Below are 18,253 nucleotides of genomic sequence, written 5' to 3' on the forward strand. Positions count from 1 at the left end.
TCCACAGGAGTACCCAGCGATGTCTATCGACCCGTCCTCGATCCCCAACTTCGGGGGCCAGCCCGAACCGCAGGCGTCAGGACCCGAGGGCCCGGTGATTCCGGACCAGGACCTCGTCAAGCAGCTTCTCGAGCAGATGGAGCTGAAGTACGTCGTCGACGACGAGGGTGACCTCGCCGCGCCGTGGGAAGAGTTCCGCACGTACTTCATGTTCCGCGGCGAGGAGGAGCAGCAGGTCTTCTCGGTGCGGACGTTCTACGACCGTCCGCACGCTCTGGACCAGCGTCCCGTGCTCCTCGACGCGATCGACGACTGGAACCGCCGCACCCTGTGGCCCAAGGTCTATACCCACGCCCACGAGGGCGAGGAGGGCGTCGCCGGCTCCGTGCGGCTGATCGGTGAGGCGCAGATGCTCATCGGCACCGGCGTCAGCCTGGAGCACTTCGTCTCCTCGACGGTCAGCTGGGTGCGGGCCTCGATCGAGTTCGACAAGTGGCTCGTCGAGCACCTGGGCCTCGAGCCCGCCGAGAAGAAGGACGAGGCCGAGGGCGGAGAGCCCACGGAGGCCTGATCCCCGCGGTGGAGGCCCGGACCGGGGTGTGGCCGCGTGGCCGCCACCCCGGGCCGGGCCTTTGCCGTTCCCGTCAGGACGCCCTGAGGCCCTTGAGCCGGGACACGGCGTCCTCCAGGACCTCCGTGCGCTTGCAGAACGCGAAGCGCACGAAGTGCGCCCCCTGCTCGCGGTGGTCGTAGAAGACGGCGTTCGGGACGGCCACGACCCCGCACCGCTCGGGCAGGGCCCGGCAGAAGGCGAAGCCGTCGCTCTCGCCGAGCGGGCGGATGTCGGTGGTGACGAAGTAGGTCCCGGCGGGCTTGTAGACCTCGAAGCCGGCTTCGGCGAGGCCGGCGCTCAGAAGGTCCCGTTTGGCGCGCAGATCCTCGCGGAGCCCGTCGAAGTAGCTGTCGGGCAGCCGCAGGGCCTCCGCGACGGCGTACTGGAACGGGCCGCCGGAGACGAAGGTCAGGAACTGCTTGGCGGAGCGCACAGCGGCGACCAGCTCCGGGCTCGCGGTGATCCAGCCGACCTTCCAGCCGGTCAGCGAGAACGTCTTGCCCGCGCTGCTGACGGTCACGGTGCGCTCGCGCATGCCGGGGAACGACGCGAGGGGGATGTGCTCACCCTCGAAGACGAGGTGCTCGTACACCTCGTCGGTGACCACGAGGAGGTCCCGCTCGCAGGCGAGACCGGCGACGGCGGCCAGTTCCTCGCGGGTGAGGACGGTCCCGGTGGGATTGTGCGGGGTGTTGAGCAGGATCAGCCGCGTGCGGGGTGTCACGGCGGCCCGGAGCTCCTCGAGGTCGAGCCGGTAGGCGCCCTCGTGGGGCCGGAGCGTGACGGGGACGCGGGTCCCGCCCGCCATGGCGATGCAGGCCGCGTACGAGTCGTAGTACGGCTCCAGGGCGATGACCTCGTCGCCCGGCTCCAGGAGAGCCAGCAGCGAGGCGGCCACGGCCTCGGTGGCGCCCGTGGTGACCAGGACCTCGCTGTCGGGGTCGTACGCCAGCCCGTAGTGCCGCCGCTGGTGCTCAGCGACCGCGTTCCGCAGTTCGGGGACGCCGAGGCCCGGTGGGTACTGGTTGCCGTGTCCGGTGCGTACCGCCCGGACCGCGGCCTCGCGGACCGCTTCGGGGCCGTCGGTGTCGGGGAAGCCCTGGCCGAGATTGATCGATCCGGTCCGCACGGCCAGCGCCGACATCTCGGCGAAGATCGTCGTACCGAACTCGGCGAGGCGGCGGTTGAGCAGCGGTCGTCCCTGTGTCATGGACGCCATCCTGTGCCGAAGCTCTGGAGTTGCTCAAGTCTGCTTTGGCGCGCGCGGCGTACGGGAATCCACCGGCCAGTGAAGAAGCGGGGACCTCGCTTCGGGGGACAGAAGGATGTGAGGTCGGTGGAGTTGTTCGTCTTCATCGTGTTCCTGGTGATCGTGGTGGTGGGGATCGTCGCCCTCGCCTCCGGGTCGGGTGGCCGGAAGAAGCCGCCGGCGGGCCGTGCCGGGCGTAAGGGCCGGAAGGGTTCCGGGGCCGGCGGCGACGGCGGGTCCTACGGCAGCTGGTGGGCCGGGGACAGCAGCAGCGGCCACTCGTGCGGCAGCCACTCCGGAGGGCACTCCTGCGGAGGAGGAGGGCACTCCTGCGGCGGGGGCGGGGGCGGTGGCTGCGGGGGCGGTGGTGGTGGCTGCGGGGGCGGCGGCAACTGAGACGGCCCCGCCGGCCCCGGACGGGGGACGGGGCGGGTGAGCCGAGGTGCCCGGCGGGTGAACTCCCGCTGGGCATCTTTTGGTTGGGGTGCGGGGAACACGTGAACCGTGCTGCCCCCTGAGGGATGGAAACCACGGCAAGTTGGGTAAAAGCGCTGTGAGCGCGACGTACTTCGTGATTGCATCGATGTAGAGAACATTCAGCCATCGGACCCGAGTCGGGCCGGGCTTCCCCTCCCCCCACGTGCACCGCACCGGGGTACCCCTGTCCACGTGTCCCTGTGTGTTTTGCGGAGCCGATCCATGCTCACCAGCCTCCAGACCGCCTACTCCGACACCCGCGCCGCCGATCTGGCCTGGACGCTCGGCAGGGAGCCGCTGCCCGCCCTCGCCGTGCTGAACCTCGAACTGGGGGGCGCGAAAGTGCAGATGAGGCTTCTCGGCGCCTCCCACCAGGTGCTGCTGGAGGAGGGGCAGCGCACCTGTTCCGAGACGGTGGCCTGTCTGCCGGGCAGCAGCGCGCCCCTGCCGCTGGGGGTCGCCGAGCGCATGGGGGACTGGGAGTACGAGTTCGCGGCGCGCGTCGAGACGCTCTCCGAGGGCTCGTTCGCGGGGCGCGCGCAGGAGTTGCTCGCGCTGGTCGCCGATCATCCGCACGGCCTGGCGGGGACGTTCCCCGGCAGCCCGTACGCGTTCACCGCGATGCTCGCGCAGCGGACGCGGGGGCAGGTGCACTGGCGGACCTGGCACGCCTATCCGCAGGAGGGTCAGCTCGTGGTGACCCGGACGCGGGTGGGGGCGCGGGTCGGGGCGTCCGTTTCGTGAGGGGCGCGGAGCGAGGCGCCCGTTTCGTGGAGGGGGTGCGCGGGCCTGTGCGAAGCGTGCCGGACGTGCGTCACTTGCACCCGTGTGGGTGACAAGCGGCGACCTTTCCGTCACGTAGCGTTCGTTTCATGATCGACCAGCAGACGCCACTGCGCAGCGGTGCGCCGCGGATTCCCGTACGGCCGAGGACCGGGCGGTTCCTCGTGCTGGCCGTGGTGTTCGTCTGCGCCGCCTGCGGCTTGGTGTACGAGCTGGAACTGGTCGCGCTGGCCTCGTACCTGATCGGCGACTCGGTCACCCAGGCATCCGTCGTGCTCTCGGTGATGGTGTTCGCCATGGGCATCGGCTCGCTCCTCGCGAAACGTTTACGCACCCGCGCCGCCGTCGGGTTCGGGCTGATCGAGGCGGCACTCGCGCTGGTCGGCGGCAGTTCGGCGATGGTCCTCTACGCTTCCTTCGCCTGGCTCGGGGAGTCCCGCTACGCCCTGGTGGGTTTCTCGCTCGCGATCGGGATCCTCATCGGTGCGGAGATCCCGCTGCTGATGACCCTGATCCAGCGGGTCGACCGGCAGGACGCGGGCGGAGCCGTCGCGGACCTCTTCGCCGCCGACTACGTGGGCGCGCTGGTCGGCGGACTCGCCTTCCCCTTCCTGCTGCTCCCGATGATGGGGCAGCTCACCGGGGCGCTGTTCACCGGAGCGGTCAACGCGGCGGCGGGCGGTGCGCTGGTGCTGTGGGTCTTCCGGCACGACCTCGGCGCCCGGTCCCGCCGGCTGCTCGTCGTCGCCAACGTCGTCGTGATCGCCCTGCTCGCCACGGCGACGGTCATGGCCGACGACTTCGAAAGGGCGGCGCGGCGTGCGGTGTACGGGGGCGAGGTGCGGATCGCCGTACGGACGGGGGTCCAGGAGGTCGTCCTCACCGGCGTGGGCCGCGGCTCGCTGGATCTCTATCTCGACGGCCGGCTGCGGGTCAGCTCGCGCGACGACCGGCGCTACCACGAGGCGCTCGTGCACCCGGCGATGAACGGGCCCCACCACCGGGTGCTGATCCTGGGCGGAGGGGACGGGCTCGCCGCCCGGGAGGTGCTGCGGTACCCGGACGTGGCGTCCGTCGCGGTGGTCGATCCGGATCCGGCCGTCACCCGGTTGGCCCGTACGGACCCCGCACTCGCCGGGCTGAACGAGCACGCGTTCGAGGACCCCAGGCTCACGGCGGTCACCGGCGACGCGTTCACCTGGCTGCGGGCCACGCACAAGCGCTACGACGTCGTGATCTCGGATCTCCCCGCCCCGGGGATCACCGCCAGCACGAAGCTCTACTCGGCGGAGTTCTACGGGCTGGTCGCGGAGGCCCTGGAACCGGGCGGGCGCCTGGTCGTGCACACGGGGCCGGTGGGCCGGAGGCCCTCGACGTTCCGGACGGTGGAGGCGTCGGTGCGGGCGGGCGGCCTGACGACCCGGCCCTACCGCGTGGAGGGGCGTGCCGCGGACCTCGCGGCGGGGCCGGACCGGGCCGCGGGCGGTGCGCAGGCCCCCAGGGACTGGGGCTTCGTGCTGGCGTCGGCCCACGGCGTGGAAGCGCTCGGCCTCGATCCAGGGGCGCCGGCGCTGAGGACGCTGGGGGCGCGCGAGCTGGCGGCGGCCGGGCGGTCGGCGCAGTGCGCCCGGCGGGGTCCGGAACAGCCGTCGACGCTGGTGCACCCGCGGTATTGGGAGGAGCCGTGAGCACGGTGTGGCGATGCGTTACCGCACGGTGCACGGGGCAGGGAAGCGCTGACGGGACGGCCGGGGCTGAGTAGGCTCGGGTGGTATGGAGCATGAGGTGTTCGTTCCGGTTCCGGTCGCGTCCCTTCGGCGGACGCTGGCCGATGCCGCCCGCGTCGCGCGTTGCGTGCCGGGACTCCAGCAGGATGCCGACGCGGCGGCGGGACCGCTGGCGGGACGGCTGAAGTTCCGTGCCGGGGGCCACACCATCACCTATCGCGGGGGCCTGACCGTGCGGTCCTCCGACGGCGGAGACACCTTCTCCGTGACGGGAAAGGGCGTGGAGGCCCGGGGAGCGGGCTCCGCCGAGCTGGCCCTGACCATCGCCCTCGCGGAGACGGCCGGCGGCACGACCGTCACCTACTCCGGAAGCGCGAGCGGTGACGGCCGCATCGTGGAGCTGGACGAGGCGGGTGCGGTCGCGGCAGCGCAGCGGCTGCTGGACCGCTTCACACAGCAACTGGTGACGGAGACCCTGGCCGTGCGGAACGGTGCGCCGGAGGCCGGCGGCCCGGCCGACGCATCGGACGAGGGGCAGTCCGCCTCGCCGTCGCCGGACGAGCAGTCGTCCGACGAGCCGTCCGCTTCCGAGTCGTCGCCCAAGGAGGGCCCTGGGGCATCGTCCCCGGAACCGCCGTCCCTCGACGGCGAGTCCCTGTTCGACACGCCCGTGCCACCACCGTCGCTCGACCCCTCCGCGGAACTGGAGTTCACCGTGCCCGACGAGCCGCCCGCCGAGGCCGCACACGCCCGCCGCACCATGATCGGCCGCAGTACCGAGGAGGTCGACCACGCCCCGCCGCGCGGCCGGTACGCCCCGGTGCCCTCGCCCGAGGCGGGAGTCGTCGGCATCACGCTGCGCTGGGCGGCACCTGCGGCCGCGCTCGCGATCGCCTCGGCGGTGGTGGTGGGAAGGGCGTTGCGGCGGCGCAGGCCGTAGACCTGGCCTCCGCCCCGCGCCCGGCCCGTTCGCCGCACCCTGTGGCCCTGATCCGGTCCGAAGACGCTGACGGCGGGCGACGCCAGTAGTGTCGTGGCGTGAGCGATGTTGGGAAGAACGTCCGGCTGACCGCCGGCGACGCCGAGTTGACCGTCGACCCCGTCCATGGCTGCCGGATCAGCAGCCTGCGGATCGGAGGCACCGAACTGCTGCGCCAGGGCGAGCGGTACGGCTGCTTCCCCATGGTGCCGTGGTGCGGCCGCACCGGGAACGGCCTGTTCCGCAGCGGCGGTGAGCTTCACCAGCTGCCGCTGAACTCCCCACCGCACGCCATTCACGGCACGGGGCGTGACACGGCGTGGAAGCCCGCCCGCCAGAACGAGTCGGAAGCGGCGTTCTTCTACGATCTGGCCGACCCGTGGCCGTACCGGGGCAGGGTGACGCAGACCTTCGAGCTGACCGAGGACTCGCTGACGCTGAGCCTCGGCATCGAGACCTACGGGGACTCGTTCCCCGCCCAGGCCGGGTGGCACCCCTGGTTCCGCAGGAACACCGGGGGCCAGGACGTGCGGGTCGACTTCGACGCCGCCTGGCAGGAGGAGCGCGGCGACGACCACCTGCCGACCGGGCGCCGGATCGATCCCCGGCCCGGCCCCTGGGACGACTGCTTCGGAATGCCCGACGGGGTCGACGTGAAGCTCACCTGGCCCGAACAGCTGGAGCTGACGGTCAGGAGCCGGGACGAGTGGGTGGTGATCTACGACGAGCAGGCCGAGGCGGTCTGCGTGGAGCCGCAGTCCGGGCCGCCGAACGGGCTGAACACGGCCCCCCGGCTGGTCACTCCGATCGAGCCGCTGGAGATCACGACCACCTGGAACTGGGTCCGGCTCTGAGCGCGGACGGCAGCGCTTACCCTCGTTGACATGACTGACGTACGCGCTGAGCTGCTCCAGCAGATCAAGGACAAGGCCGTGGTACACGGCAAGGTGACCCTCTCCTCGGGGCTGGAAGCCGACTGGTACATCGACCTGCGCCGGATCACTCTGGACGGCACGGCCGCGCCGCTGGTCGGCCGGATGATGCTCGACGCCACCGCCGAACTCGACTACGACTGCGTCGGCGGGCTGACGCTGGGAGCCGACCCGGTCGCCACCTCGATGCTGCACGCCTCGGCGGCGCGCGGCGAGCGCCTGGACGCCTTCGTCGTCCGCAAGGCGCAGAAGGCCCACGGGATGCAGCGCCGGATCGAGGGCACGGACGTCAAGGGCCGCCGCTGCCTGGTCGTCGAGGACACCTCGACGACCGGCGGCTCGCCGCTCACCGCCGTCGAGGCGGTCCGTGAGGCCGGCGGCGAGGTCGTGGCCGTGGCCACGATCGTGGAGCGGGGTGCCGCTCCGGCGATCGCCGAGGCCGGTCTGCCGTATGTCAGCGTCTACTCGGTGGCGGACCTCGACCTGTCCTGACCTGCTGTTTCGTCGCCGGGCGCCCTGTTTCACGTGAAACAGGGCGCCCTGTCCGACGGGCAGGGTGGAGCCGGAGCGAGAGTCTGGGAAGATGGGGGCGACGATGACGTCGCCCCCAGGTCAGGGACCAAGCACCGCACACCCGCACATCCCAAGGAGCGGACAGATGCCCATCGCAACCCCCGAGGTCTACGCCGAGATGCTCGACCGGGCGAAGGCAGGCAAGTTCGCCTACCCGGCCATCAATGTGACGTCGACCCAGACCCTGCACGCTGCACTGCGCGGCTTCGCGGAGGCGGAGAGCGACGGCATCGTCCAGATCTCCACCGGTGGTGCCGAATTCCTGGGCGGTCAGTACAACAAGGACATGGTGACGGGCGCGGTGGCCCTCGCCGAGTTCGCGCACATCGTCGCTGCCAAGTACGACATCACCGTCGCGCTGCACACCGACCACTGCCCCAAGGACAAGCTGGACGGGTACGTGCGGCCGCTGCTCGACGTCTCCGCCGAGCGGGTCGCCAAGGGTCTGAACCCGCTGTTCCAGTCCCACATGTGGGACGGCTCGGCCGAGACCCTCGCCGACAACCTGGCCATCGGCCAGGAGCTGCTGGCCAAGGCCGCCGCCGCCAAGATCATCCTCGAGGTCGAGATCACCCCGACCGGTGGCGAGGAGGACGGCGTCACGCACGAGATCAACGACGAGCTGTACACGACCGTCGACGACGCGCTGCGTACTGCCGAGGCCCTCGGCCTGGGCGAGAAGGGCCGCTACCTGCTGGCCGCGTCCTTCGGCAACGTCCACGGCGTCTACAAGCCGGGCAACGTCGTCCTGCGTCCCGAGCTCCTCAAGGACCTGCAGGAGGGTGTCTCCTCCACGTACGGCAAGCCCGCCGGAAGCCAGCCGTTCGACTTCGTCTTCCACGGCGGGTCGGGCTCCACGGCCGAGGAGATCGCCACCGCGCTGGAGAACGGCGTCGTGAAGATGAACCTCGACACCGACACCCAGTACGCCTTCACCCGCCCGATCGTGGACCACATGTTCCGCAACTACGACGGCGTGCTGAAGGTCGACGGCGAGGTCGGCAACAAGAAGGTCTACGACCCGCGCAGCTGGGGCAAGTCCGCCGAGGCGGGCATGGCCGTGCGCGTCACGGAAGCCTGCTCCCACCTGCGTTCCGCCGGCACCAAGCTGAAGTAAGTACGTCTTGGACGTACGGGCGGGCCCGGTCACCCTTCGGGGGGCCGGGCCCGCCCCATGTCCGAAGGATGGAGACCCCCTGTGAGCACGCCTGTGCGCTACGACTTCGACACCGTCATCGACCGCCGGGGCACCTGGTGCGTCCAGTGGGACGGGGTCGCCGAGCGGTTCGGGGTGGACGGGCTGCTGCCGTTCACCATCTCCGACATGGACTTCGAGACCGCGCCCGAGGTGCTGGCGGCGTTGCGCGCGCGCCTCGACCACGGGGTTCTCGGTTACACCACGTGGCAGCAGGACGACTTCCGGTCGGCCGTCGCGCACTGGTACGCGACCCGGTACGGCGCCGAGATCGACACCGGCCGGCTGGTCTACGGCCCGTCCGTGCTCAGCCAGTTCTCGCAGCTGCTCCAGATGTGGACGGCCGAGGGCGACGGTGTGGTCGTCCACACGCCGACGTACGACGGCTTCCGCAAGGCGATCACCGGGCTCGGTCGTGAGCTGCGGGGGGTGCCGGTGGGGGACGTGGACGCCCTGGAGCGTGAACTGGCGCGGGCGGACGCCAGGGTCCTGGTGCTCTGTTCGCCCCACAACCCGACGGGGCGGGTGTGGACGGAGGCGGAGCTGCGCGAGATGACGGTGCTGGCCCGGCGGCACGGGGTGGCGGTCATCAGCGACGAGATCCACGCGGACTTCGTGCACGGGGGGCGTGTTCACGTGCCGTACTCACGCGTCGCGGACGACTTCGAGGCAGAGGGTGCCGGTGAGGTCCCCGGCCGGTGGGCGGTCATCACGTCCGCGTCGAAGTCCTTCAACTTTCCGGCGCTGACCGGTTCGTACGGCCTGATCGGCGACCCCGCCGACCGGGCCGAGTATCTGCGCCGCATGGAGACGGGCGAGGGTCTCGCCTCCCCGGCGGTGCTGGCGCTGACGGCCCACATCGCGGCGTACCGGCAGGGGGCGGACTGGCTGGACGCGGTTCGCGCGTACGTCGCGGAAAACCTCGCCCTGGTCGCGGAACGGCTGAACTCGGCGTTCCCCGAACTGGCGTGGGAACCCCCGCAGGCGGGCTATCTCGCGTGGATCGATCTGCGCCCGCTGGGCGTGGACGACGAGGCGCTGCAACGGGTGCTGATCGAGCGGGAGAAGGTCGCGATCATGCCGGGCGCGGTGTACGGGGCGCCGGGATTCCTGCGCCTGAACGTGGGATGCGCCCGGAGCAAGGTCGAGGCGGGGGTGTCGGCGCTGGTGCGGGGGATCGGGGCGGTGCGGTGAACCGGGGATCCCCCGGTGTCCGAAGGCATGGGTGACCGGGCCCCGCTCCTCCGGCGGCGGAGGGACCGCATGATCGGGCTCCGCCCGGGACGGGCGGGCGCCTGGCGGTGTCGCGGTGGCTCTCGGGGGGTGGGAGCCGCGATGCTGCTGCCATGACTGATGCGGACGCCGACGGGATCCGGGTTGCCTCGCCCGTGGGGCGGTGGGTCGTCCTGACCACCGTGCTCGGTTCGAGCATGGCGCTGCTCGACTCCACGGTCGTGAACGTGGCCCTGCCGCACATCGGCGAGGACCTGGGCGCCGATCTGGCCGGCCTGCAGTGGACCGTCAACGCCTACACGCTCACCCTCGCCGGGCTGATCCTGCTCGGGGGCGCGCTCGGGGACCGGTTCGGGCGGCGGCGGGTGTTCGTCATCGGGGTGATCTGGTTCGCACTCGCCTCGCTGCTGTGCGGGATCGCGCCGAACGCGGCGATGCTGATCCTCGCGCGGGCACTGCAGGGCGTCGGCGGCGCGCTGCTGACGCCGGGGTCGCTGGCGATCATCCAGGCGAGTTTCCACCCCGACGACCGGGCCCGTGCCGTGGGCCTCTGGTCCGGGCTCGGCGGGGTCGGGGCGGCGGTCGGGCCGTTCCTCGGCGGGTGGCTGGTGGACGGACCGGGGTGGCGCTGGATCTTCCTGATCAACCTGCCGATCGCCGCCGTCTGCGTGCCCGTCGCGATGCGGCACGTACCGGAGTCCCGGGACCCGCGCGCACACGGCCGGTTCGACGTGCTCGGGGCCGCGCTGGCCGCCCTCGCGCTCGCCCTGATCACCTACGCGCTGATCGAGATCCCGGGGCGGGGCGCGTCCGCCCCGGTCATCGGAGCGGCGGTCGGCGGTGTGGTCCTGGCGGCGGCGTTCGTCCGCGTCGAGCGGCACCTCGCCGACCCCATGGTTCCGCCGTCGATCTTCGCGTCCCGGCAGTTCACGTCCGTCAACATCGTCACGGTCTGTGTGTACGCGGCCCTCGGCGGGTTCTTCTTCCTGTCGGCCATCCAGCTCCAGGTGGTGGCCGGCTACTCGGCGCTCGGAGCGGGGGCCGCACTCCTGCCCACGACGGTGCTGATGCTGCTCTTCTCGGCGTCCTCCGGCGAGATCGGCCGGCGCATCGGCCCCCGGATCCCGCTCACCGTCGGTTCCTTGCTGGCGGCCGCCGGAATGCTCCTGATGCTGCGGGTCGGACCCGGCGCCTCGTACCCGCTGGACGTCCTGCCCGCCGTGCTGGTGCTGGGCGTCGGCCTCGTCTCCCTCGTGGCGCCTCTCACCGCCAGCGTCCTGGCCGCCGTGGACACCGGACGGGCCGGTCTCGCCAGCGGGGTCAACAACGCTGCCGCGCGGGCCGCGGGGCTCCTCGCCGTGGCCGCGCTGCCGTTGCTGGCGGGGATGGGCCCGGAGGCGTACCGGGATGCCGGGGAGTTCGCCTCCACGTTCCGGCGGGCTATGCCGATCTGTGCGGGGCTGCTCGCGGTGGGCGCGGCGATCGCCTGGTGGTCGCTGCGGAAGGTCGCGAAGCCCGGGCCCGAGCAGCAGCCGGCGTGCACGATGCACTGCGGCGTCGTGGCCCCGCCCTTGGAGCCGGAACCGGAATCCAGGCACACTTGACCCATGTCGATCCACGAGAACCTGCTCGGGGGCCCCGCCCCGACCCATCTGCCCGACGACCCGGAGCCGCGCGAGCTGCTCGCGGGCGGCGCGGCACCCGCCGACGTCGCCGCCAAGTACCCCAAGTCGTCGCTGGCCTGGGCGCAGCTCGCCGACGAGGCGTTCGAGGGCGGCCGGGTCGTCGAGTCCTACGCGTACGCCCGCACCGGTTACCACCGCGGCCTCGACGCGCTGCGCAGGGCGGGCTGGAAGGGGCACGGCCCCGTCCCCTTCGAGCACGAGCCGAACCGCGGCTTCCTGCGGGCCCTGCACGCCCTCGCGCGCGCCGCGCAGGCGATCGGTGAGCAGGACGAGTACGAGCGCTGCTCGACGTTCCTGCGGGACTCGTCGCAGACCGCGGCCGACATCCTGAGCTGAGGCTCCCCGATCCCGGGCCCCGGCGGGCCGCTGCCCGCCGGGGCCCGGGCACGTGCCGCGGAAGGCCGTTAGGATGCTGTGGAGGGGACCGGAGCTCCACCACCTGCGAGGAAGGGGCGGACCGCTACCCGGAAGCTCGTGTCGAGGAGACAGAAATGTCGACGGTTCACCCCGACCCCGAAGCCACCGGCGCGGACACTCCGCACCTGGACTTCGAGGGAACGACTCCGTATGAGGACTATGTCCAGGCGGATGTCCTGACCCATCTCCAGCACCTCCGCTCGGACGATCCCGGCGAGATGGTCTTCCTGGTCACCACCCAGGTCATGGAACTGTGGTTCACGGTCATCGTCCATGAGTGGGAGACCGCGGCGCACGCCCTGCGCGAGGACCGCATACCGGTCGCCCGCGACGCGCTGAAGCGCTCACTGCGGGAACTGGAGGCGCTGAACGCCTCCTGGAAGCCGCTGGCGGGCCTCACGCCTGCCCAGTTCAACTCCTACCGCGGCTCGCTCGGCGAGGGATCCGGCTTCCAGTCGGCGATGTACCGCCGGATGGAGTTCCTGCTCGGCGACAAGTCCGCGTCGATGCTCGTGCCGCACCGGGGCGCGCCCCGTGTCCACGCGGAGCTGGAGAAGGCGCTCCACCAGCCTGGCCTGTACGACGAGACGCTCGCCCTGCTCGCCAGGCGTGGTTACGCGGTACCGCGGTCGGTGCTCGAACGCGACCTCTCACAGAAGTACGAGCCCTCCGCCGCGGTCGAGGCCGCCTGGGCGGAGATCTACGCCAATCCCGACCAGAACGACGAGCTCGTGCGGCTCGGCGAGGTCCTGACCGACGTCGGCGAGCTGGTCTGGCGCTGGCGGAACGACCACCTCACCGCCACCCGGCGGGCCATGGGCTCGAAGACCGGGACCGGCGGCTCGGCAGGGGTCGCCTGGCTGGAGAAGCGGGCGACGAAGAACGTGTTCCCCGAGCTCTGGACGGCCCGCAGCCATGTCTGACTTCAAGGAGCGCGCCGAAGCGCTCGACGCCGCCGACGCCCTGGCTCCCCTGCGCGAGCTCTTCGTCCTCGACGACACCGTCTACCTCGACGGCAACTCGCTGGGCGCGCTGCCCCGTCACGTGCCCGGGCGGGTACAGGACGTCATCACCCGCGAGTGGGGCTCCCTGCGCATCCGTTCCTGGACGGAGAGCGGCTGGTGGACCGCGCCGGAACGGATCGGCGACCGGATCGCCCCGCTGGTCGGTGCCGCCGCCGGGCAGGTCGTGGTGGGTGACTCGACCAGCGTGAACGTCTTCAAGGCCGTCGTCGCCGCGAGCCGCATGGCCTCCGACGGCCGTGACGAGATCCTCGTCGACGCCACGACGTTCCCCTCGGACGGGTACATCGCCGAGTCGGCGGCCCGGCTGACGGGCCACCGCATCGTGCCGGTCGCCCCGGCCGACGTACGAGAGGCGCTGGGACCCCGTACCGCGGTCGTCCTGCTGAACCACGTCGACTACCGCACGGGCAGGCTCCACGACCTGCCCGGTCTGACCGCCGCGGTCCACGACGCGGGTGCGCTCGCCGTCTGGGACCTGTGCCACAGCGCGGGCGCCCTGCCCGTCGGACTCGACGTGCACGGCGTGGACCTGGCCGTCGGCTGTACGTACAAGTACCTGAACGGCGGGCCCGGTGCGCCGGCCTTCCTGTACGTCGCCGAACGCCACCAGGCGGCCTTCGACTCGCCGTTGCCCGGTTGGACCTCGCACGCCGACCCGTTCGCGATGACCGCCGGCTACGAGCCCGCCGACGGTTCCGTGCGGGGCCGCGTCGGCACCCCGGACATCCTGTCGATGCTGGCACTGGAGGCGTCGCTGGAGGTGTGGGACGGCGTCACGGTGGAGTCCGTCCGGGCCAAGTCCCTGGCGCTGACGGACTTCTTCCTGGAGTGCGTCGCCGCGTACGTCCCCGAGGGCAGGGTCACCTCGGCCACCCCCGAGGCCCACGCGGAGCGCGGCAGCCAGGTGTCGCTCCGGTGTGACGACGCCGAGGCGGTGATGCGGGTGCTCATCGAGCGCGGAGTGGTCGGCGACCTCCGCCGCCCGGACGTCCTGCGCTTCGGCTTCACCCCGCTGTACGTCGGTTTCGCGGAAGCGGAGCGGGCGGCGCGGATCCTCGCCGAGGTGCTGGCGGTCTGAGCGTCCGCCGCAGCGCCGGACCGGGATCAGGGACGGTGCTGCGGCGGGCCCCCGTACTGGTACCGTCCCCGCAGGTCAGTCCAGTTGGGCACAGGCGTAGGACGGTTGGAGCATCATGTCGGATTCTGCCGCGCGTGAACGGGACGCCGCCGAGGCCGAGTCGGCCTTCGGGCATCCGGCGGTCGCCCCCGACCGGACCGCGGCCTACGGCAGTCATCCGGACCAGGTGATCGACTTCTTCGCCCCGCGCGACGGCCGGGACGGCGCACCGCTCGTCGTCGTGCTGCACGGCGGGGCGTACCGCGCCCCGTACGACCGGCAGCACGTGTCGCCCTTCGCGGACTTCCTTGCCCGGCGCGGCTTCGCGGTGGCCAGCGTCGAGTACCGGCGCGGCGGCGGGATCCCCCGGCAGGGCGGGGACGGACCCGTGGCGGGACGCTGGCCCGAGACCTTCGACGACGTGGCCGCCGCGATGGACGCGCTGCCGGCCCTGACGGCCCGGGAGCTTCCGCAGGCCGATGTGCGCAGGACCGTCGTCACCGGACACTCGGCGGGCGGGCACCTGGCGCTGTGGGCCGCCGCCCGGCACGTTCTTCCGGACGGTTCGCCGTGGCGGCTGCCGGTCTCGCCCCCGTACCGCGGCGTGGTGGCGCTGGCGCCGATCGCCGACTTCGCGAGTGCGGTGGAGCTGGACATCTGCTCAGGCGCGCTGCACCAGCTCCTGGGGGACGGGGAGGACTTCGAGACGCGGAGCGCCCACGTCGACCCCGCCCTGCTGCTGCCGACCGGCATCGCGACGACCGTCGTCCAGGGGGTGGAGGACACCACCGTCCCGGCGGCCGTCAGCGACGCGTTCGTGGACGCCGCGGCGAAGGCGGGCGAGGTGGTGGGGCTGACGCTGCTCGACGGTGTCGGGCACTTCCCGCTGATCGACCCGGCGGCGGACGCCTGCGCCGTGGTGGCCGAGGAGATCGCCCAGTTGGCCTGGTAGTACTTGCGACGGACGGCCAGGGATCCGCATCACTGCTGACGACCGCGGGCAAGGCGTACGCCTACCTTGGACGTGTGACCGACACCAAGACACGAAGCCCGGAGTTCCGGCTGGCCGCAGGGGCGATAGGCGGCCTGCGGCAGGACCTGTTCCACAACGTGTTCGACTACCGGCCGCTGGAACCGCTGGGCACCGGCGGCCCGGTGATCCGGCGGCTTCCGAAGGCGATCCGGGAGCGGGCGGTCTGGACGCCGCACGCGGTGGTCGGGGCGGTCGCGCTGATCTCGCTGCTGGTCGGGGTCTTCGAGACGAACACCTACTCGCCCTTCGGGATCGCGACCGCCATCACCGCGTTCCTGCCCGCCGCCACGCTGCTGATGACGCTGGTCCGCCCCGTTCTCGCGTTCTGGGTGTCGATCGCGTCGGCCCCGGTGATGGCCGTGGTCGGCAGCGGGAACTGGCCGTGGTCGCCGAACGCCTTCGCGTGCCACCTCGGCGTCCTGATCGTCGTCGCCGCGCGTACCAGGCCGCGTACGGCGGCCTGGATGTGGGTGATCACCCTCTTCACCGGCTCCTTCATGGAGACCATCGGCCCCTGGAACCCCTCCTCCACCAATGGCGGCATGGCCTTCACGTCCGCGCTCGCCCTGCTCGTCGTGACCGTCGTGCAGACCCGCCTCGAGGCGCAGCGCGAGGTCACCGTGCAGCGCACCGTCACCGCCGTCGAACGCGACCGGCGCACGCTACTCGAGGAGCGCACGACCATCGCCCGTGAGCTGCACGACGTCGTCGCGCACCACATGTCCGTCGTCGCGATCCAGGCCGAGGCGGCCCCGTACCGGGTGGAGAATCCGCCGCCCGAACTGGAGCAGGCGTTCGTCACGATCCGGGAGAACGCCGTCGCCGCGCTCACCGAGCTGCGCCGTGTCCTCGGGGTCGTACGGGCGGAGGACTACGAGGCGCCGGACGCCCCTCAGCCCACCCTCGCCGAGATCGACCGGCTGCTGGACAACGTCCGCGAGACCGGACTGGAGACCGAGAAGACGGTCACCGGCGCCGTGCGGGAGCTGCCGCAGGGGGTCGAGCTGTCGGCCTACCGGATCGTCCAGGAGGCGTTGAGCAACACGCTCCGGCACGCTCCCGGCGCCGCGGCGAAGGTCGAGATCGGTTACGTCCTCGGCGGGCTGGGCGTGCGGGTCGTCAACGGCCCGGCGCGAGGACTGGTCAAGCCGTCGCCGGGGGCCGGGCACGGGATCACGGGGATGCGGGAGCGGGTGGCGATGCTGAACGGCGAGATGACGGCGGGAGCGACGGAGGACGGCGGCTACGAGGTCGCCGTGTTCCTCCCCGTGCCGGTGGAGCGCGAGCGCGTCGGGTCCGGTGAGGTGGCATGAACGCCTCGCCCATCCGGGTACTGATCGTCGACGACCAGATGATGGTCCGCGAGGGCTTCTCCGTGCTCCTCAACGCGATGCCCGGCATCGAGGTCGTCGGTGAGGCCGTGGACGGCCGGCAGGCGGTCTCCCAGGTCGCGGCGCTCCGGCCCGACGTCGTGCTGATGGACATCCGCATGCCGGAGCTCAACGGCATCGAGGCGACCCGCGAGATCGTCGCCGCCGACGCGGACGCCAAGGTGCTCGTCCTGACCACGTTCGACCTCGACGAGTACGTCTACCAGGCACTGCGCGCCGGAGCCTCGGGCTTCCTGCTGAAGGACGCCTCGGCACGGCAACTCGCCGACGGCGTACGGGTGGTGGCGTCCGGAGAGGCGCTCCTCGCTCCGACCGTCACGAGACGGCTGATCAACGAGTTCTCGAAGATCGCGGAGGCGCCGAGACCTCCCGCCATGGCCCGGATCGGGGACCTCACCGAACGGGAGACGGAGGTGCTCGTGCTGATCGCCCAGGGGCTGTCGAACCTGGAGATCGCCTCGCACCTCGTCGTCGCCGAGTCGACCATCAAGACGCACGTCAGCCGCATCCTGGTGAAGCTGGGGCTGCGGGACCGGACCCAGGCGGCCGTGTTCGCGTACGAGGCGCGGCTGGTCACCCCCGGATAGCGTCGCCCCATGCACGTGTCCTTCGACCCCTGGTCCCCGGCGTTCGTCGCCGACCCGTACCCCGCCTACGCCGCGCTGCGTGCCACCGGCCGGGCGCACTACTTCGAGCCGACCGGGCAGTGGCTCGTCCCGCACTACTCCGACGTCTCCGGGCTGCTGCGCGACCGGCGGCTGGGGCGGACCTACCTGCACCGCTTCAGCCACGACGAGTTCGGTGTCACCGCGCCGCCGGCCGCTCACGAGCCGTTCCACACACTCAACGGGAACGGGATCCTCGACCTGGAGGCCCCGGACCACACCCGGATCCGGCGGCTCGTCGCCAAGGCCTTCACGCCCCGCACGGTCGAGACGCTCGCCCCGACCGTGGAACGGCTGGCCGCCGGACTGGTCGGGGACTTCGTGACCGCCGGCGGCGGTGACCTCCTCGGCGAGGTCGCCGAACCGCTGCCGGTCGCCGTCATCGCCGAGATGCTCGGGGTGCCGGAGTCGGACCGGGGCCTGCTGCGGCCCTGGTCGGCGGCGATCTGCGGGATGTTCGAGCTGAATCCGCCGGAGGAGACGGCGCAGGCCGCCGTGCGGGCTTCGGCCGAGTTCTCCGCGTATCTGCGGGAGTTGATCACCGCGCGGCGTGCGGACCCGGGCACGGACCTGATCACCGCGCTCATCGCCGCCCACGACGACGAGGACCGGCTCACCGAGCAGGAGATCATCTCCACCTGCGTGCTGCTGCTCAACGCCGGCCACGAGGCCACGGTCAACGCCACCGCCAACGGGTGGTGGATGCTCTTCCGGCACCCGGAGCAGCTGGCCTCCCTCCGCGCCGACCACAACCTGCTGCCGACCGCCGTGGAGGAGTTGCTGCGCTACGACACCCCGGTGCCCATGTTCGCGCGCTGGGTCCTGGACGACATCGAGATCGACGGCACCGTCATCCCGCGCGGGTCGCAGGTCGCGCTGCTCTTCGCGTCGGCCAACCGGGACCCGGAGCGCTTCGGCGACGCGGAGACGCTGGACCTGTCCCGCGAGGACAACCCGCACATCTCGTTCGGCGCGGGCATCCACTACTGCCTGGGCGCCCCGCTGGCCCGCCTCGAAATGGCGGCCTCCTTCGGCGAGCTCCTGCGCCGGGCCCCTGCCATGCGGCTGGTGGCGGAGCCCGAGTGGAAGCCGGGATATGTGATCCGGGGGCTGAAGGAGCTGCTGGTCGAGGTCTGAGCGGGCGGTCCCGGAGCGCCGT

The 18,253-nt window shown here is 71.9% G+C and carries 18 protein-coding genes; 17 read left to right on the plus strand and 1 reads right to left on the minus strand.

The features are described 5' to 3' along the window. The first annotated feature begins 19 nt into the window (after positions 1–19). On the plus strand, positions 20–571 hold the full coding sequence (locus OG206_RS17540) for a YbjN domain-containing protein (RefSeq protein ID WP_327117101.1): 552 nt from the start codon (positions 20–22) through the stop codon (positions 569–571). Positions 572–644: 73 nt separating this feature from the next. Here the strand turns inward: OG206_RS17540 and OG206_RS17545 are convergent, their stop codons facing one another. Further along, on the minus strand, positions 645–1,823 hold the full coding sequence (locus tag OG206_RS17545; protein ID WP_327117103.1) for a pyridoxal phosphate-dependent aminotransferase: 1,179 nt from the start codon (positions 1,821–1,823) through the stop codon (positions 645–647). 126 nt (positions 1,824–1,949) lie between these two features. Here OG206_RS17545 and OG206_RS17550 point away from each other — a divergent pair, with 126 nt between their 5' ends. The 16 genes from OG206_RS17550 to OG206_RS17625 all read left to right on the plus strand — a co-directional run bounded on the left by OG206_RS17550 (position 1,950) and on the right by OG206_RS17625 (position 18,231). Then, a complete protein-coding gene (locus OG206_RS17550; RefSeq protein ID WP_327117105.1) occupies positions 1,950–2,258 on the plus strand; it encodes a hypothetical protein in 309 nt (102 codons plus the stop codon). 303 nt (positions 2,259–2,561) lie between these two features. After that, the gene (locus OG206_RS17555) at positions 2,562–3,083 is read left to right on the plus strand and encodes a DUF2617 family protein (RefSeq protein WP_327117107.1); all 522 of its coding nucleotides are present in this window, start codon (positions 2,562–2,564) and stop codon (positions 3,081–3,083) included. Between the two features lie 128 nt (positions 3,084–3,211). Next, positions 3,212–4,810 (plus strand): polyamine aminopropyltransferase, encoded by a 1,599-nt coding sequence (locus OG206_RS17560; protein ID WP_327117109.1) that lies wholly within the window; start codon positions 3,212–3,214, stop codon positions 4,808–4,810. Positions 4,811–4,895: 85 nt separating this feature from the next. Next, positions 4,896–5,789: an SRPBCC family protein gene (locus tag OG206_RS17565; protein WP_327117111.1), complete on the plus strand. Its 894-nt coding sequence runs from the start codon at positions 4,896–4,898 to the stop codon at positions 5,787–5,789. Positions 5,790–5,887: 98 nt separating this feature from the next. After that, positions 5,888–6,682 carry an aldose epimerase family protein gene (locus OG206_RS17570; protein WP_327117113.1) on the plus strand — a complete coding sequence of 265 codons (795 nt, stop codon included), beginning with the start codon at positions 5,888–5,890 and terminating at the stop codon, positions 6,680–6,682. Between the two features lie 30 nt (positions 6,683–6,712). Further along, a complete protein-coding gene (gene pyrE / locus OG206_RS17575; protein ID WP_327117115.1) occupies positions 6,713–7,252 on the plus strand; it encodes an orotate phosphoribosyltransferase in 540 nt (179 codons plus the stop codon). Positions 7,253–7,418: 166 nt separating this feature from the next. Beyond that, a complete protein-coding gene (gene fbaA, locus OG206_RS17580) occupies positions 7,419–8,450 on the plus strand; it encodes a class II fructose-bisphosphate aldolase (RefSeq protein ID WP_327117117.1) in 1,032 nt (343 codons plus the stop codon). Positions 8,451–8,507: 57 nt separating this feature from the next. Then, entirely contained in the window at positions 8,508–9,722 is a 1,215-nt protein-coding gene (locus OG206_RS17585; protein ID WP_327117119.1) for a MalY/PatB family protein, read from the plus strand. Positions 9,723–9,874: 152 nt separating this feature from the next. Continuing rightward, positions 9,875–11,365, plus strand: a complete 1,491-nt coding sequence (locus OG206_RS17590) for an MFS transporter (protein WP_327117121.1) — start codon at positions 9,875–9,877, stop codon at positions 11,363–11,365. 3 nt (positions 11,366–11,368) lie between these two features. Next, on the plus strand, positions 11,369–11,782 hold the full coding sequence (locus tag OG206_RS17595; RefSeq protein ID WP_327117123.1) for a DUF3151 domain-containing protein: 414 nt from the start codon (positions 11,369–11,371) through the stop codon (positions 11,780–11,782). Between the two features lie 155 nt (positions 11,783–11,937). Further along, positions 11,938–12,786 carry a tryptophan 2,3-dioxygenase family protein gene (locus OG206_RS17600; protein WP_327117125.1) on the plus strand — a complete coding sequence of 283 codons (849 nt, stop codon included), beginning with the start codon at positions 11,938–11,940 and terminating at the stop codon, positions 12,784–12,786. Next, complete coding sequence (kynU, locus tag OG206_RS17605) at positions 12,779–13,966, plus strand: kynureninase (RefSeq protein WP_327117127.1); 1,188 nt, start codon at positions 12,779–12,781, stop codon at positions 13,964–13,966. Before OG206_RS17600 ends, kynU begins: the two co-directional genes overlap by 8 nt. A gap of 115 nt (positions 13,967–14,081) precedes the next feature. Further along, on the plus strand, positions 14,082–14,957 hold the full coding sequence (locus tag OG206_RS17610; protein WP_327117129.1) for an alpha/beta hydrolase family protein: 876 nt from the start codon (positions 14,082–14,084) through the stop codon (positions 14,955–14,957). Positions 14,958–15,031: 74 nt separating this feature from the next. Next, positions 15,032–16,351 (plus strand): histidine kinase, encoded by a 1,320-nt coding sequence (locus OG206_RS17615; protein WP_327117131.1) that lies wholly within the window; start codon positions 15,032–15,034, stop codon positions 16,349–16,351. After that, entirely contained in the window at positions 16,348–17,016 is a 669-nt protein-coding gene (locus OG206_RS17620) for a response regulator transcription factor (protein WP_327117133.1), read from the plus strand. Before OG206_RS17615 ends, OG206_RS17620 begins: the two co-directional genes overlap by 4 nt. Positions 17,017–17,025: 9 nt before the next feature. Next, complete coding sequence (locus OG206_RS17625) at positions 17,026–18,231, plus strand: cytochrome P450 (RefSeq protein WP_327117135.1); 1,206 nt, start codon at positions 17,026–17,028, stop codon at positions 18,229–18,231. Positions 18,232–18,253 lie beyond the last annotated feature (22 nt).

This window comes from Streptomyces sp. NBC_01341 (assembly GCF_035946055.1).
Taxonomy (GTDB): domain Bacteria; phylum Actinomycetota; class Actinomycetes; order Streptomycetales; family Streptomycetaceae; genus Streptomyces.

Coding starts and splice junctions, on each gene's coding strand:
- fbaA (WP_327117117.1), top strand. CDS start 7,419: ATGCCCATCGCAACCCCCGAGGTCTACGCCGAGATGCTCGACCGGGCG.
- OG206_RS17565 (WP_327117111.1), top strand. CDS start 4,896: ATGGAGCATGAGGTGTTCGTTCCGGTTCCGGTCGCGTCCCTTCGGCGG.
- OG206_RS17595 (WP_327117123.1), top strand. CDS start 11,369: ATGTCGATCCACGAGAACCTGCTCGGGGGCCCCGCCCCGACCCATCTG.
- OG206_RS17600 (WP_327117125.1), top strand. CDS start 11,938: ATGTCGACGGTTCACCCCGACCCCGAAGCCACCGGCGCGGACACTCCG.
- OG206_RS17610 (WP_327117129.1), top strand. CDS start 14,082: ATGTCGGATTCTGCCGCGCGTGAACGGGACGCCGCCGAGGCCGAGTCG.
- OG206_RS17620 (WP_327117133.1), top strand. CDS start 16,348: ATGAACGCCTCGCCCATCCGGGTACTGATCGTCGACGACCAGATGATG.
- OG206_RS17540 (WP_327117101.1), top strand. CDS start 20: ATGTCTATCGACCCGTCCTCGATCCCCAACTTCGGGGGCCAGCCCGAA.
- OG206_RS17555 (WP_327117107.1), top strand. CDS start 2,562: ATGCTCACCAGCCTCCAGACCGCCTACTCCGACACCCGCGCCGCCGAT.
- kynU (WP_327117127.1), top strand. CDS start 12,779: ATGTCTGACTTCAAGGAGCGCGCCGAAGCGCTCGACGCCGCCGACGCC.
- pyrE (WP_327117115.1), top strand. CDS start 6,713: ATGACTGACGTACGCGCTGAGCTGCTCCAGCAGATCAAGGACAAGGCC.
- OG206_RS17590 (WP_327117121.1), top strand. CDS start 9,875: ATGACTGATGCGGACGCCGACGGGATCCGGGTTGCCTCGCCCGTGGGG.
- OG206_RS17545 (WP_327117103.1), bottom strand. CDS start 1,823: ATGACACAGGGACGACCGCTGCTCAACCGCCGCCTCGCCGAGTTCGGT.
- OG206_RS17585 (WP_327117119.1), top strand. CDS start 8,508: ATGTCCGAAGGATGGAGACCCCCTGTGAGCACGCCTGTGCGCTACGAC.
- OG206_RS17625 (WP_327117135.1), top strand. CDS start 17,026: ATGCACGTGTCCTTCGACCCCTGGTCCCCGGCGTTCGTCGCCGACCCG.
- OG206_RS17560 (WP_327117109.1), top strand. CDS start 3,212: ATGATCGACCAGCAGACGCCACTGCGCAGCGGTGCGCCGCGGATTCCC.